This window comes from Dysgonomonadaceae bacterium zrk40, assembly GCA_016916535.1.
Taxonomy (GTDB): domain Bacteria; phylum Bacteroidota; class Bacteroidia; order Bacteroidales; family Dysgonomonadaceae; genus Proteiniphilum.
Window position 1 is genome coordinate 182844 of sequence record CP070278.1, and the last position, 14897, is coordinate 197740.

At 60.1% G+C, this 14897-nt stretch carries 12 protein-coding genes and 1 pseudogene; 3 read left to right on the top strand and 10 right to left on the bottom strand.

The window, feature by feature from the left end; translation table 11 throughout:
* Nucleotides 1–63: 63 nt before the first annotated feature.
* The 3 genes from JS578_14435 to JS578_14445 form a co-directional block, all read right to left on the bottom strand.
* Nucleotides 64–1143 (bottom strand): ATP-binding protein, encoded by a 1080-nt coding sequence (locus JS578_14435; protein QRX65235.1) that lies wholly within the window; start codon nucleotides 1141–1143, stop codon nucleotides 64–66.
* 291 nt (nucleotides 1144–1434) lie between these two features.
* Nucleotides 1435–2148 carry an SMC-Scp complex subunit ScpB gene (locus JS578_14440; GenBank protein QRX65236.1) on the bottom strand — a complete coding sequence of 238 codons (714 nt, stop codon included), beginning with the start codon at nucleotides 2146–2148 and terminating at the stop codon, nucleotides 1435–1437.
* Between the two features lie 2 nt (nucleotides 2149–2150).
* On the bottom strand, nucleotides 2151–3104 hold the full coding sequence (locus tag JS578_14445) for a DUF1403 family protein (protein QRX65237.1): 954 nt from the start codon (nucleotides 3102–3104) through the stop codon (nucleotides 2151–2153).
* Nucleotides 3105–3250: 146 nt separating this feature from the next.
* Here JS578_14445 and JS578_14450 point away from each other — a divergent pair, with 146 nt between their 5' ends.
* A complete protein-coding gene (locus JS578_14450) occupies nucleotides 3251–4330 on the top strand; it encodes a tyrosine-type recombinase/integrase (GenBank protein ID QRX65238.1) in 1080 nt (359 codons plus the stop codon).
* Between the two features lie 251 nt (nucleotides 4331–4581).
* Here JS578_14450 and JS578_14455 read toward each other — a convergent pair whose 3' ends face one another.
* The 7 genes from JS578_14455 to JS578_14485 form a co-directional block, all read right to left on the bottom strand.
* Nucleotides 4582–5013, bottom strand: a complete 432-nt coding sequence (locus JS578_14455) for a type II toxin-antitoxin system VapC family toxin (protein ID QRX65239.1) — start codon at nucleotides 5011–5013, stop codon at nucleotides 4582–4584.
* Entirely contained in the window at nucleotides 5013–5255 is a 243-nt protein-coding gene (locus JS578_14460; protein QRX65240.1) for a type II toxin-antitoxin system Phd/YefM family antitoxin, read from the bottom strand. The genes JS578_14455 and JS578_14460 overlap by 1 nt, the downstream gene beginning before the upstream one ends.
* Before the next feature lie 97 nt (nucleotides 5256–5352).
* Complete coding sequence (locus tag JS578_14465; protein ID QRX65241.1) at nucleotides 5353–6672, bottom strand: replication initiation protein RepC; 1320 nt, start codon at nucleotides 6670–6672, stop codon at nucleotides 5353–5355.
* A gap of 204 nt (nucleotides 6673–6876) precedes the next feature.
* On the bottom strand, nucleotides 6877–7881 hold the full coding sequence (gene repB, locus JS578_14470; protein QRX65242.1) for a plasmid partitioning protein RepB: 1005 nt from the start codon (nucleotides 7879–7881) through the stop codon (nucleotides 6877–6879).
* A complete protein-coding gene (gene repA, locus JS578_14475) occupies nucleotides 7878–9095 on the bottom strand; it encodes a plasmid partitioning protein RepA (GenBank protein ID QRX65243.1) in 1218 nt (405 codons plus the stop codon). The genes repB and repA overlap by 4 nt, the downstream gene beginning before the upstream one ends.
* An 89-nt stretch (nucleotides 9096–9184) precedes the next feature.
* Complete coding sequence (locus JS578_14480; GenBank protein ID QRX65244.1) at nucleotides 9185–9403, bottom strand: hypothetical protein; 219 nt, start codon at nucleotides 9401–9403, stop codon at nucleotides 9185–9187.
* A 170-nt stretch (nucleotides 9404–9573) separates the two neighbouring features.
* Nucleotides 9574–9990: a hypothetical protein gene (locus tag JS578_14485; GenBank protein QRX65245.1), complete on the bottom strand. Its 417-nt coding sequence runs from the start codon at nucleotides 9988–9990 to the stop codon at nucleotides 9574–9576.
* Between the two features lie 1771 nt (nucleotides 9991–11761).
* On the opposite strand from JS578_14485, the gene JS578_14490 reads away from it, so the two are divergent.
* Entirely contained in the window at nucleotides 11762–14365 is a 2604-nt protein-coding gene (locus JS578_14490) for a DNA translocase FtsK (GenBank protein QRX65246.1), read from the top strand.
* 248 nt (nucleotides 14366–14613) lie between these two features.
* Nucleotides 14614–14881, top strand: a pseudogene (locus JS578_14495) (helix-turn-helix transcriptional regulator).
* The last annotated feature ends 16 nt before the right edge of the window (nucleotides 14882–14897 follow it).

Consider the following 14897-nt stretch of genomic DNA (forward strand, 5'->3'; position numbering starts at 1 on the left):
ACGGTCCACCGGGAACAATTGCGCTACCGCTGCGATTCGTCAAGGGCGCTCGACACGCGATCGTCAGCGGCCATAGACCGAAACACTTCTGACCTTATCATAGAACCGATCAATGAGACCTTGTTCATCCACGCGTTCAACCCGCATCGGCCGACCGAGACTGGCAGCGCTGGCATTGGGAAAGGCCCATTCAAGTTTTGGATTGCGGCGCAGATTCTTCACCGCGAGAAGAACCCCATATGGTCCTCGGATGCCAGAATCGTCCAGAACGAGCTGGATATCACGCAAGTGTCGAGCGAACTCCTCGCGAAACTCATGAACTGTTAGTCGTCCCTCCCCATCCCGGACAGAGAAAGGATGGGAGACATAGGAGTGGACGAGCCAATCATCACCGATAAAGAAGCGCGAGATTGATCGCCATTCTTGGAACGTCGCGTCCCGAGCCTCGACGCCATTCTCACACCCTTTGAAAACACCCTGGCTCTCCCCGTGATAATGACGCATCACTTTCAGAACACCCCGCCCGGGATCGAAAGGCGCCCGCTCCCGTTCATAATGCTCTTGTGGCACGATCGCGATATGCAGCGTTGCGCCGTCGTTCTGCATGATGTCACGCGCCTCGACAGCCGCATTCTCACGCTCCATTAGCTGTACGGTATCGGCTTCCAGCTTCTCGATCGGTGTAAACAGCGCGTGGAGTTGGTCACGGGGGATCGGCGTGTTTTGCGCACCGGTGCGTAAATGAAAGCCGCCGGTAATCTTATTCTGATAAGGCCGCAGGCGATGGTCAGGGAGATCGAGCCACAAAATGAACCCTCCCGCGTCCAAATCGAGGAATTTCACATGAACGCCCAATGGCTTGGGGTCTATGTTGTCCTGAATGATTGAAGTGATGCGGCGTTGTAGGGCATCGCGATCGCCCTCCATTGGCTCGAAGCGCGAGAAGACTCCCCTCTTTTCATGCACGCCGACGATCAAGTACCCAGGTCCAGCGTTCAAGAACGCCACGACATCATCGATGAAGTTTGATTTTCCACGTTTATCATCCAGGTTCAGGAGTGCCTTGAACTCATAACCCTGTCCCTCGAAAACGAGGCCGGACAGGATGCCATCAATAGTCGGCACCGGCGGTTGTTCATTCATTCTTCGACCCTTTCAGTATTTGCCGACTGAATTCTGTTGGTAACATTTCATTGTCACGGATCGAGATCAACGCACTGATATCGAGACGTTCTGACGACATGGCGCCGGCTTGCGCTTGCCACTCAAATGGTAGGCTTCATTTTTGGGGTTTGGGCTCTCGGCGCCTTCACGGCGTTCGACCTCTCACACTTGGCCAACAAGGTCTGAGTATTCGGCTGTCTGTCACAACGGCTCTTTCGATGCTTACCATCATTCCGAAGCTGATCCTGAAGCGTTCGGAGCCAGTTCCGTTCACTCGATAGAGTGCGATTCCTGGCCCTCCTCATCGGCGGCTCCGCCTTGTGAATCGGCCACCTCCTCTTTGACAGCATTGCGGCTCAACAACCCTGCATCCTCCAGCGCCTCCATGTCCGGGAGGTCCCGCAATGTCTCCATGCCGAAGGCCGACAGAAAATGTTTCGTCGTCACATAGGTATACGGCGCCCCTGGCGTCGGGCTGCGCGGCCCAGAGGAAATAAACCCTGCGCCACGCAGCGATCCGATCAGATCGCGGCTGACCTCCTTGCCAAAGATCTTCGACAGCTCGCCGCGTGTGACTGGCTGGAAATAAGCAATTGCCATCAGCACCATGGACTCATGCTCGGACAGCACCGCAGCGGCAGATCGCGTCGGCGCGCAAGAAGCCCGGATCGCCTCCGCATAAGCCACTCGGGTCCGATGCTGCCAACCACCAGCCACGGAGACCAGCTCATAAGGCCTATCACGCAACTCTTCGATGAGGTCATCAATGATCAGGTCAATGCTGCAATCCTTTCCGACCACGCGCGCCAACATTTCACGCGTCACCGGCTCAGCCGAGGCAAAAATCACTGCCTCGACCCGCATCATCCATTCCCGCCACCGCAATTCCACCGGCAGATCCCTCAACTCCCGATCAAGCAGACGTTCGTCTCCTTCACTTGATCGCGTTCTTTGTCTTGACTTCGCGGGGCTCGTTCCGGTCATCCTCACAATCCATAGATCCGGAACGACGATCGGCCGGACAGCTCGCGCACGGCGCCAAAACTCTGAAGCCGCTCGAACATCCGGGTGCTTGCCCAACGAGATAGTTTGATGCCCGGGGCCGAAGCCAGGACCGCATCTTCATCCAGCAAGCTACGAATGATCGGTTCGGCACCTTTGGTACGCAGTTTGGGAGCAACGGCCAGAAGCTGATCTGCGCGACGCGCTATCTCCGCTGCTGACCGCAAGGCTGAATCGATCGCGTCAACCAGAGCCAAACAGATAGCTGTGGCGAACGCCACTTCGCCGGGGCGGACCCGCCCCCTCCCCCCAATGGTGCGGAAGGCTGGACCGTAGCGTTCGGACAGCAGAAGCGGGACAGGTTTTGGCCATTTGAGTTTTTGCGCCAGGACACTGTCGGCCAGCATAAACGCCAGCACTTCAGCGTCCGGGCGAACGGCAGAAATCGCCGTTATCAGGTCCGCCACCGCGAAGGGAGCCGCCCGCCCGGATTGAAGCGCAGCATCGACCAGATCAGGAATTGCCGCAAGGTCTTCATCCCATCCGAGCGCCAACAAGTCCGCGAGCTCATTTACGAAATTCGTGGTGACACCACCGGATCGACCTGGCGATCTTTTCGTGACCAAAAACAGCTTTCCGGCCGGTCCGGGATCATCCCCTGGGGCAGTCAGCAAAACCGCGTCACGCAACGCGTGATCGTCCTCGTTTCGGCCCATCAGCCGCACGGCAACGGCAGCACATTTAAGGGCTTGCCGCGACCGCCAGCAGCCGGCCCAGACCGGATCCAGCTGAACCAGATCATCAAGTGATTTCAAGGCGATGCCGGCTGCAAAGGCCGCATCCGCCTCCGATACATCGCGGCCGCGCGACCGCGACCATCCCGGCAGACTGAACAGTCGGATCGGCATTGATGAGGGGGCGAATGGCAACGAATCCATGCCGGAGACGCTACACCGGATGTGCGGTTTATGCCATCCGTTTCAGCAATATCCGCACTGCCTGTCGTTATCTTTTTATGAATGATAATCTTGCATTATCGTTCATAATGCTCATTATAGAGAAAACCCCGATTTTGAGGCCCTCAATGCCCGAAAACGACGCCGATCCGCACGCCAGCCCGTCTCTCGGCACGAGCGCCGCTTATGAATTGCAGCCGTCCGGGACGTCGGGCGCGGTGACGGGGCATCTCGCGCCGCTGGTCGAACGCGCCCGCGGTTACGTCGACGCCTCGAGCGCGGCCAATACGCGGCGCGCCTATGCCGCCGACTGGGCGCATTTTTCAAGCTGGTGCCGGCGCAAGGGGCTTGCGCCCCTGCCCCCCGATCCGCAAATCGTCGGGCTCTACATTACGGCGCTTGCCGCAGGCGAAGCCGCGCCACGGACAAAGCCGAGCGCGGTTTCCACCATCGAACGGCGGCTTTCGGCGATCACGTGGAACTATATGCAGCGCGGCCTCACGCTTGATCGCCGCGACCGCCATATTGCCACGGTGCTTGCCGGCATCCGCAATCGCCATGCAGCGCCGCCCCGCCAGAAGGAGGCGATCCTGCCGGAAGAGCTGATCGCCATGGTCGAAACACTGGACCGGGGCACGCTCCGGGGTTTGCGCGATCGCGCCATGCTGCTGATGGGGTTTGCCGGCGGGTTGCGCCGCTCGGAGATCGTCGCGCTCGATTGCGGCCGCGACCAGACCGAGGACGGAAACGGCTGGATCGAAATCCTCGACAAGGGCATGCTGGTGATGCTGCGCGGCAAGACCGGCTGGCGCGAGGTGGAGATCGGCCGCGGCTCCTCCGATCTCACCTGCCCGGTCCATGCCGTGGAAACCTGGCTGAAGCTCGGCAGGATCGGCCACGGCCCGCTGTTCCGCCGGGTCACCGGCAAGGGCAAGGCCGTCGGTCCCGAACGGCTGAAGGACCAGGAGATTGCCCGCCTCGTCAAGAAGACCGTTCTCGCCGCCGGCATTCGCGGCGAGTTGCCGGAGGCCGAACGGATAAAACTGTTCTCCGGTCATTCGCTGCGCGCCGGCCTCGCCTCCTCGGCCGAGGTCGATGAACGGTACGTCCAGAAACAGCTCGGCCATGCATCGGCCGAAATGACAAGGCGTTATCAGCGCAGGCGCGACCGGTTCCGCGTCAATCTCACCAAGGCGGCGGGGCTATAATCTGCTCTGGAGTCTTTCCGCTTCACCTGGAATTGCTCTAATTCGTCAAGAGTCCCAAAGCGAAATCAAGTCCATTTTAAGCGGCAATCCGAACCTATTGAAGCTTGGAAGCTCCACGTCATGTGCGCGTTGATTTCGCTGCTTGGTCGACCGTCGCCGAGTGCGCTGGGGCCATCAATCAGGGACCGCTGGTCGACGCGCATCGGCCTGGAAGACGGTCGCCTTTTGCGCGCACCTCCGACAAAGGCATTTCAACCCGGCAGCGACTGAAACGGATCATGCACCGGAACGCCAAGCGGTGCGAAATGGCGGAGATTGCGGGTCAGGATCGTCAACCCGTGGGCCTTTGCAGTCGCGGCGATGGCGATATCGGCAAAGCCCGGCTGATGGGCGCGGGCGGCATCAAGGATTTCGCCTGCGGCATGGGCGCAGCGAAGATCAAATGACAGGATCTTATCGCCATAAAGATATTCGATGCTCTGCCACCACGCCTGCAAGCGCTCTGCCTTCGTCGTCGATTGTTCCCGTTCCGCCTTGGCAATCCCGGCCCGCACCTCGGCAGCCGTCACAGTGGACAAGAAAAGCGCATCGCTTGCCCTGTCAAGCCACCCGATCAGCGCCGCGTCGCCTCCGCGTTTCGACGGCGCAAGTGCCGAAATGACATTTGTATCGATGAGATACATCAAAACGCGACATCACGTCCGGGTTTATCTCCGCGCTCGGGAATCGTATCGTCCTCGCCTGGATAGGCAGCCAGAAGCCGACCGAAACTGGGCACATGCGCAAGTTTTTCGTATTCCTCATAGGACAAGACGACCACTTCCTTACGCCCGCGCCGCGTGATCACCGACGGCGTACCGTGCACGGCCTGATCGACAACAGCAGAAAACGTTGCCTTCGCATCTCTGAGCTGAATTTCCCTCATTATTGTAATCCTATTTGGTGACCACTGTAGTCATATATAGTTCGTCACCAGCGTTTTCACAAGCGACGCTGCCGTCGGATGGCGACGGTTCCCCTGTTCATCGCCGCGGCTTCTTCAATGAGCGTGCCAAAGCGGGCGAAATCGAGAGACTTTCATCGCCGGCGCCCTCCCCTGCCCCGTCGTCATCGGGTTTTGGCGTTTGTGTCGCGTTCCCGGCCTCGATCCTTGCCCTCAAAAGCGCCATGACCATCGGCCAGACGGAGAACTGGTCATCCCTCGCCCGTTCCGTCAGGTTGCGCAGATAGCCGCCGGGGCTGACGACGGCCTCTCCGCGCTGGTAGATCGCGGCAAGCGTGATCGCGGCCTGTTTGTCGCCCATGATTTCGGCCGCCTCCCGCCAGGCGCTCGGGCTGACGCCCAGCATTGGCCGGGCGATCTCAGCGATGCCCAGGAAGTCCCGCCAGTTGCGGATCGATCCCCCCTTTGCCAGATCCCGAAAGCCCTCGCAGGCATCCAGCACCAGTGCCAGCGGCAGTTCCCGCTTCGGCAGGCTGTGCAGATTGTCGGTTTCGCCGGCGCTGCCGCTCGCTTCTGTTTTCTTTCCTAAGCCATATTTATATTCAAATTGGGATTCTGGGTTTGAATTCTGTTTGTGGCGCTCAGTATGAGACTCATTGGCGTTCGTTTTTTGCGAATTTACGTGCGATTCCAATGCGTCACGCACTTCCTCATGCAAAAGCGCAAGCGCATCGCAGATATCCTCCGCCGTCGCCAGGTCCGGCGAACGCGGCAGCCGGTCGATGATCGCGCGATAGATCTGGCTCATTGCCGCCCAGTCGCCTGGCACGCCCTCGTCGAGGCCAGCCTCGATCATCTTGACGATGTCCCGGCGCAGCAATGTCAGCCGTTCGCGCGCGCATTTCAGCGCCCGGCGCTCCTCGGCAATCCTTTCGGCCATCGAAGCGAACTCTTCCGCCCTTGCCACCAGCGGCGACAGGTCGAAGCCATAGGCCTGTTCGACATGCCCTCCCCTGCCCTTCCTGGCGAAGCGCTTGCCGTTCGGGCTGTCGCGGCGGATGATCAAGCCGCAATCGACCAGCACCGCCAGGTGCCGCCGAAGTGTCGCCGGCGAGATGCCGTTGGCGCGCGCGATCAGCTGTTCGTTGGACGGCCAGACGACGAAGCCGGTTTCCTCCGACAGTTCGTTCTCGGGATAGAAGGTCAGGAGCGCATTCAGGATCGCAAGGCCGCGATCGCTCGCCCCCAGCGCCTCCCGCGCCTCCCGCACGGTATGAAACACCTTCCACTTGTTAAGCCGCGCCCCTTTCGGGGCTTCCCGCGCCGCTTTCTGGCTTGAAAGCATCGCGAGCGACAGCGGCCGCCGCCCGAAGGGCGTCGTGGTTATCGCATTTTCCATGGTTTCACCTTTCAAAAAGGCAAAAGAATCCACCCCTGCGGCTCATCAAATGAACCACAGCCTCTTGACGGGACCGGCCGGAAATGCGAATCAGTAGGTGCTAAGAACTTATCGGCTTCCGGACGCTTGTCGTTTGGGGGCCTTTTCTTTTGTCTGTTTCTCTCCTTTTGCTGCTTCAGTGACTGGCCGCCAGGCGTCGCTTTCCTAGTCTTTGCGATTCGCGCCGGCGGTTGATGAAAAATATTCCTCCGCAAGCGCGTCCATGCGCTCTGCAAGCCATTCGGCGAAGCCGGCTTCCTGCCCGGCGATCGAAATCGTCGTGCCACCTCCCCCGGTCGCAATGCGGCCAACGGTCCTTCCATTCGCCACCAGTTCGCGCACGGATTTTTCAGGGCGCTTGTCCTCGCCGCCCCGCGCCGCCTTCACGACAAGATCAATGCGGCGCGCGGCGTCGGCCGACTTGAAGGCATTGGTTTCAAGAACCGGGCGAATGCGCGCCACCGCTTCCTCTCCGTCTTTCAGGCAGGCTTCCGCAAGCGTCATCCATTTCGGCCGACCGACGCCTTTGGCGCGGCCAATTGCGAAAATGACGTTGTGCGGAATCGCGTTGGCCACTTTCAGCATCAGCGAAATCGGCGTCTTGGAAAGGCCGAGCACAGGCTCGATCGCGACGCTCGAAAACCCGGCCTCACGCAATTGCGCCGCCCAGAGCGCCTGTTCAATCCAGGTCAGGTTCTCGCGCACGCCGTTTTCCAGCGACTGCTCGACCAGGAGTTCGCGGTCGTCCAGCGGGCGGACGAAGGCCCTGATCGTCACCTCGGAGGGCGTCTTGCTTTCAGCGGCAATAAGCCGGATGGCGGCAAGGCGGCGGTGACCATAGGCAAGCTGGTAGCGCCCCTCCTCTTTCGGATGGGGCCGGACCAGAACGGGCATCTTCTGCCCTTCCGCCCGGATCGAGGCGGCAAGGCTTTCGATCTCCTCGCCGACCTCGCTATCGCTTTCGAAACGATCCTGATAGGGCGATGCGTCGATCTTTGACGGATCCAGCACGATGCTGCTTGATTCCGACAGCGTGTTGAGCGCCTTGCCGACATTGCTGACCACGGACGAGCCGCGCCTGGACCGCGAAAGCGGCGAAACGGGCGGCGACTGCGGGTTGTTTTCCGCGTCATTGGCCTCGGCCATCATTTTCAGAATGTTCTTCTTCATGGCGCCCTGCCCCATACGTTCTGCAGAAGGGCGAGAATCTCGCCATTCACATTGTCGGCGCTTTCGATCGCGCGTTTCAGCGCCTCGCGCCCGACTTCGCCGCTTTCCAGCTCGTAGAGCGACTTCTTGGCGACGCCGGCGCCGGCGATCGCCGTCGATTCGATCGCCTCGTAGACCAGGACATCGTCCTCGAAGAGCCGACGCATCACGCCCGACATGTATTTCTGCGGGCCGTCATTGGGATTGACCCGGGTCATCAGGAATTTCAGGAAATCATGGTCGAAACGGGCGCCGAACTGGGCAAGCGTATCCGCAAGATCCGAAATCATGATCAGGAACTGGTTGCACGAGGCGACGTCAAGCATTGCCGGATGAACCGTGACGATCAGGCCGGTGGCGGCGTAAAGCGCGGCAAGCGTCGCATAGCCGAGCGATGGCGGCGTATCAAGCACGACGAAATCATAGTCGTTCTCGACCGAGGCGATCGCATTCTTCAAACGTTCGAAGAACAGGCCGAGTTCATCACGCTCGCGCTGGGCGAGATAGGCCGGCGTATCGAACTCGAAATCCATCAGTTCCAGATTGCCCGGAACGAGGTCGATTCCGGGGAAATAGGTTTCGCGGATGACATCGGCGAGTGCGCGTCGCTCATTGTCGTAGCGCAGCGCCGCATAGACGGTTTCGTTCTCGCCGACGTCAAATTCCGGCTGAAGCCCGAAAATCGAGGTCATCGAGGCCTGCGGATCGAGGTCAATGCAGAGCACACGGTAACCCTGCAGCGCCAGATAATGTGACAGGTGGATCGAGGTCGTGGTCTTGGAGCTGCCGCCCTTAAAATTCGCGGTGGCGACGACCTGCAGCTTCTCCCCATCCTTGCGGCGCGGCCATAGCCTCAGCGCATCGTCCGGACGGCGGTCTGCCAGAAACTGCCGGAGTTCGAGGAGCTGACCGACCTGGTAGATGCGCCGGTTATTATCCGCACGCGAAGGCTGCGGGCCCTTGCCATCGATGGTCATTGCCCTCAAGGTGCTTTCGGGCACATTGAGCAGCTTGACGAGATCAAGGGTCGAGAAGGTGCGCGTGAACTGCTTGCGTGCTTCCGGCGGATAGATGCGGTGACGCATCGCCTGCAGTTCGGCGGACAGCCGATCCGTATAATCCTCGATCTTTGCCGCTGTGTCGCCGATCGCGTTATATGCGGCCGTTTCGCTCATCTGACGGTTTCCTATCCGAATTCATCTTATTTGCGTCAACGCTGCATGACTCGGACCGATTCTGCAAGGGGTTTTTCGTTAATGAATGGTTAACGGGAGCACGCAGACCTCCTGGCCCATACACCAAAGGTCCTGCAGAGCCAGACCGAAGCCATCATCGGATTGAGGCAACGCCCTGCATGAGCAAGGCGGCTGGCCTTCGGGGCTAGCGGACGCGAGACACCATAAGTGTCGGGAGCCTGAAGCAGGCGTCCCTGCGGTGACAGCGGATGCGCCGTAGCGAACATGATCACAGCGAAAGTTTCCAATTGAAAACATCTGAGGTAGCCGACGCCTGCCGGTTGTCCCTGTTTATGATGGAACGAAAGAGCGCTGCGACTGGCTTTTGATCGGACCGGGCATGTTCCTCGGTCCTGTGCTTCGGGAACTTCATCCTTGCTGCACCGGACCAGCGAACGACTTGCTGCGTCGCCAGCGATCACCTCCCCGGACCGGAATGCGCCGCCTGCGCCTCATCTTGAACCTGGCTTCGCGACACCGCCGCCTTCTTGAGGCGCGCCATCACATGGAGCAACGTGACGTCGAAGCGATGCGGCCTTGATGGTCGCGCTCCGCAGTCGAACCCGTGGCGCGTGAGGATCTCGAGGATCTTGGGCCTGCGGGAAAAGCTGCGCGCTGTGGCCAAGCCGGCGAGAGGTTGCCCGGTTTCTTCGCGGTTCACATGGCAGAAGCGCTTGACTGTGGCGGCCTTGACGGCGTGGCGCTCGACCTGCCCATTGATCCGCGGACGCCCAGCCTTGGTCGTGCGCCGCCGGATATCGCCGGCGGCGCGGGCATGTCCGAAGGCATGTGCATTGAAGATCTGGCGTTCGGCGCCAGCCACTTCTTCGAGCACGGCGGGCGATCCGCCGGCTGCGACATCGAAAAGGAACGAGCCGATCGCCTAAAGAGGCACGAGAACCGTCCCGGAACCGAGTATGCTGATTCGACGATGGCGTCGACGCTATAGGCAGCGCCATGGCCATGGCCATGGCCACGTGCCAGATGATGACCCACAGACTTCGATATCAAGAGCCCTCGCGCGGCCTGCCCTGCGCATTTATTGCCTCAGAGGGAGATCGATCGATGTTCGCAATTCAGAGCAAGGTCATTTGGATCCAGATCCGCCGGCACAGAGCCATGGCGTGCGCGATAGTCCTCGGCAATGCAGGCTTCGCGACGTCCAACCGTTCAATCGGCACGCAAGTCTTGGGGCTGAGCGTTGGAACACGCCCTTCATCCGACCGCCGCCCGGCTGCCGCCCTGGCTTTCGAGATTCATTGCGGGGACGCTGAACGCACATCGGAAAGACGCGGCCGGTCCGTACAGTCGCCTCGCACCCCAGGTCTTTCCTATTCGCCGTTCACGACCTTCCCGCCCTCGTCTGCCGTTAGGCTCCCCTCATGCGGAGGTTCTTCGGGACAAGGCGATGGCGGGAGCCATGAAACTGACGTGACGGCGATGCAGCCATGCTCTGCTACTCTTTTCCGTCTCCTCGAGCAAACCGTCCTCAGGCTTGCTGCCTTCCTTTTCGTGGCGAGAGAGAATTGACGCGGCGAGATGGGGCAGGGATGTTTTCAATTGAAAACTCTCCCCCGTCGGCATCGAGGGAGGAAGCCCCGGGGCAGGGGAGCATCCGAAAGCCTATTTGGCATAACCTCGATGTCACGCAGAGAACAGCGACGGATCACAGACAACAATGATCGGTGAGAAGCTATTGCCGATTTAATATGATGTGGCGCGCCTCGGTCAGGGAGTATCATTGCGTGCCTCCGGGCAACGGGAATAAGTGGCAGGGTGGCCGATATCACAAAGCTAAAACTGAAGCTCTTTCACAGGACTGGTTTCCAACATCATCTCATCGTTGGAACTTTCAGGCAGAGTGATTATCGCCGGAGCTTCAACCGCAGCCCCTTGTGCAACTCGAAGCACGCCGTATGGATATGAAGCTCATCCAGAAAATCCCGTTTTCGGGGCCTGAAAAGTACCGATATTCCGATACAGGTGGGCACCAATCGTCGGGGCTCACTCCCCTTTATAAAGAGCGATTAGCGCACCCTTTCCCATCATTAGCCTTACGCCGCGAACCGCTCCCCCTCCATGATCGAAATAGCTGAAAGAGTTGCAGCTCTCCAAAACAGACTGGAAATTTCCGGATGAAAGTTGCTTTTCACCGAACACTTGAATTACTTCAAGTTTCGCAGATCCAAAATAAGACCCCGCATAATGATGCAGTCTAGACGAAGGCCTCGCGCCCGAAGCGGCCCGGGTCTTTCGATCTTTTCTACTCTTATAACGCGTACTTATTATATTCTGCAATCTAAAGAGGCTCTTCAGGTTCCGCCAAGTTAGTGAAAGGAGAAGGCCAGGCGGTTGGCGACGGCCGGCGAGGTCCTGTCGGCTTCAGCGCGATGGATGGGCTTTTGCGATTTCTCAGCCACATGGCCCAAACAGGTTGACCGGACCGCGCTTGCCGGAGACACCCGGCGGTGAGGGCAGGAGGGTCTCCAGAATCAGCGGCGCGCCCACGCACAGATCGTGCGATCTCGCGCGAGCGAAACGAGTGGTTAAGGTTTTTTTCCTATCACATTGGCCGTGTGACAGCTCTCAGATTGGTCTTCATCAGCATGCCTATTTCGCGTTATCCCAGCCTGCAATCGAAACACGCAGATTTGACAAAAACGGACAACGCCGAGGCACAAGCCGACCAGACCGGCGAGGCCGCGCGACGCAATCCGGAAGCCGCCATTCTCGACCCCGAGCGCCTTCCGACCTGGCAGCGTCCCTTTGTGCTGGGTCCGAATGTCCGCTTCACACGCACCCCGCACAAGAAACATCCCGAGCCGGCGATGCCGGCCGCCACAGAAACGGAAGAGGCGGTTTTCGGACCGCATCTCCCTTCGCCGGCGACCGTGCTTCAGGAGCGTATCGCGGAAGAACTGACCGCGGCGCGCGGCGCCCCAACCGGCGAACAGGCCTGGAACGCGAAGGATGAACAAGTGCCGACCGAGGTGGAACCGGTCGATACCACAGAAGCCGTGGAAGACTGGGCTCCGTCGATCCCCTGGTATCTTTCGGGGGACGCCGATATCGATACGGCTCTATCGGACGAGACCGACCATGCAAGCGCCGCCGATGATGCGACGCCCGAAACGTTGAGCGCGACAGCGCGCGCGCAACCCAATTGCTTCTCCTATCTCCCGGACGGGCTGGCATTCGAGATGATGGCGCTTGGCGGTATGGAAGCCCGCCCGGCGGAAGGGCGGACACAGGCGGAACCACCGGTCGGGACGGAGCCGCCTCAAGAAAGCGCGGACGCCGAACCCGCCGACCGTAACGCCGAAGCGGCGCAGGCCGACCTGACGAACCCGGCATGGACGGCGACCTCGGACGCCGTGGAAACCATCCTCGACGAGCAGGAAGAAAGCATCGGGGAGGGGCCATCGCCGGTCTCGCTCTACCGGCAGGTTCTCCTGCACAGCCCGACGCGGTCTGGCGAAAAGGCAGCGTCGGATGAGCCATCAATGCCGACGGACCTCAAGGAAGACGCGGACGACGCTCCGGACGTTTCATCCGCCGAAGCGCTCGCGGATGGGCCGACGGAAAGCATCGCCACATATGTCGAGGAGGACGATTTCGACGCCGAGCCGGAACGGAAAGAGCGTGCCGGCGGTCCCCTCAATGTTCTGGCGCGGCATGAAGTCACCGACTTCGTCTTCCCGTCGATTGAATTGCTGCAAACGCCGCGCGCGGACGAGGCCAACGAGTTCAGCCAGGAGGCGCTGGAGCAGAGCGCGGGCCTGCTGGAGAGCATTCTGGAGGATTTCGGCGTCAAGGGCGAGATCATCGATGTCCGTCCGGGTCCCGTGGTCACGATGTACGAATTCGAACCGGCGCCGGGTGTCAAATCCTCGCGGGTGATCAACCTGTCGGATGACATAGCCCGCTCCATGTCCGCGCTTTCGGCGCGCGTCGCGGTCATTCCAGGCCGCAATGTGATCGGCATCGAGCTTCCGAATGAAGAGCGCGAGACCGTCTATCTGAGGGAGCTTTTCGAAAGCCGCCTCTATATGACAACGGATTTCCGCCTGCCGCTTTGCCTCGGCAAGAACATCGGCGGCGAACCGGTGGTCGCCGAACTCGCAAAGATGCCGCATCTTCTCGTCGCCGGAACAACGGGATCGGGAAAGTCGGTGGCGATCAACACAATGATCCTGTCGCTGCTCTACCATCTCCGTCCTGAAGAATGCCGGCTGATCATGGTCGACCCGAAAATGCTGGAACTCTCGGTCTATGACGGCATTCCGCATCTTCTGACGCCGGTGGTGACCGACCCGAAGAAGGCGGTTCTGGCGCTGAAATGGGCGGTGCGCGAGATGGAAGATCGGTACCGCAAGATGTCGCGGCTCGGCGTTCGCAATATCGACGGCTTCAACAAGCGTGTGGCGGAAGCGCGCGCGTCGGGTGAGACCATCATGGTATCGGTGCCCACCGGCTTCGACCGCACCACCGGCGATCAGATCTTCGAGGACCAGGAACTCGATCTTTCGGCGCTGCCCTATATCGTCGTCATCGTCGACGAGATGGCGGACCTGATGATGGTCGCCGGCAAGGAGATCGAGGGCACGATCCAGCGTCTGGCGCAGATGGCGCGCGCGGCCGGCATCCACCTGATCATGGCAACGCAGCGTCCTTCGGTCGACGTCATCACCGGCACGATCAAGGCCAATTTCCCGACCCGCATTTCCTTTCAGGTCACGTCCAAGATCGACAGTCGCACGATTCTCGGAGAGCAGGGCGCGGAATACCTGCTGGGGCAGGGGGACATGCTGCACATGAAGGGCGGCGGGCGGATTGCCCGCGTTCACGGCCCCTTTGTATCTGATTACGAGGTCGAAAAGGTCGTCGACCATCTGAAGACGCAAGGCACGCCCACCTATCTCGGCAGCGTCGTCGTCGACGAGGAGGAGGAAGAGAGCGAAGAAGATGGCGCCGTTTTCGATGCGACCGAAATGGCGACCGACGGCGACGATGCCGACGAACTTTTCGCCAAGGCCGTCAAGATTGTCCAGCGCGACAAGAAGTGTTCGACATCCTATATCCAGCGTCGCCTGTCGATCGGCTACAACCGTGCCGCCTCGCTGGTCGAGCGCATGGAGCGGGAAGGGCTTGTCGGCCCCGCCAACCATGTCGGCAAGCGTGAGATCCTCGATGGCGGTACAGCCGGCTGATCCGGCTTCCGGGCCGTTCGAGGGGGACTTTGCGGTATGCTCGCGCCCGCACGCCTCGCAATGAGCGGCGCCTCTCCGGGATTGCGTTTGTCACCCGGTCCTGCGGGGTTTGTCGAATCAGAAAAATCCCGATCGGGAAGACATAGTCTTTTTGCTTCAAAACTTCCCTTTCGGTAAGTTTTCTTTGGCGTTCATGAAACTTCCTGTACGGTAAGCCGAGCCGGCTTCAAACTGCAGCGGGAGATGACATGATCAGGTCGGCACGGGATTTCTGCACGCTCGTCAGGGCTAGACGGAAAGCATGCGGCTGGACGCAAACCGAGCTTGCGCGTCGCGCCGGCACTGGCGAGCGGTTCATCGTGGAACTGGAGGCCGGCAAGCCGAACTGCCAGCTCGAAAAGGCGCTGATCGTCGCCCGCGCGGTCGGCCTTGAACTGGGCGACCTGAAGGACCGCTCTCGGCCGGGGGGAAGAAACGGAACTCGGCTTCCTGCCGACTTTCGGTAACCGGCGATGACATCATTTTCTATGAA

Excerpts from the sequence above, each read along its gene's own strand:
- JS578_14435 (QRX65235.1), bottom strand. The coding sequence starts at position 1,143 with ATGAATGAACAACCGCCGGTGCCGACTATTGATGGCATCCTGTCCGGC.
- JS578_14440 (QRX65236.1), bottom strand. The coding sequence starts at position 2,148 with ATGACCGGAACGAGCCCCGCGAAGTCAAGACAAAGAACGCGATCAAGT.
- JS578_14445 (QRX65237.1), bottom strand. The coding sequence starts at position 3,104 with ATGGATTCGTTGCCATTCGCCCCCTCATCAATGCCGATCCGACTGTTC.
- JS578_14450 (QRX65238.1), top strand. The coding sequence starts at position 3,251 with ATGCCCGAAAACGACGCCGATCCGCACGCCAGCCCGTCTCTCGGCACG.
- JS578_14455 (QRX65239.1), bottom strand. The coding sequence starts at position 5,013 with ATGTATCTCATCGATACAAATGTCATTTCGGCACTTGCGCCGTCGAAA.
- JS578_14460 (QRX65240.1), bottom strand. The coding sequence starts at position 5,255 with ATGAGGGAAATTCAGCTCAGAGATGCGAAGGCAACGTTTTCTGCTGTT.
- JS578_14465 (QRX65241.1), bottom strand. The coding sequence starts at position 6,672 with ATGGAAAATGCGATAACCACGACGCCCTTCGGGCGGCGGCCGCTGTCG.
- repB (QRX65242.1), bottom strand. The coding sequence starts at position 7,881 with ATGAAGAAGAACATTCTGAAAATGATGGCCGAGGCCAATGACGCGGAA.
- repA (QRX65243.1), bottom strand. The coding sequence starts at position 9,095 with ATGAGCGAAACGGCCGCATATAACGCGATCGGCGACACAGCGGCAAAG.
- JS578_14490 (QRX65246.1), top strand. The coding sequence starts at position 11,762 with ATGCCTATTTCGCGTTATCCCAGCCTGCAATCGAAACACGCAGATTTG.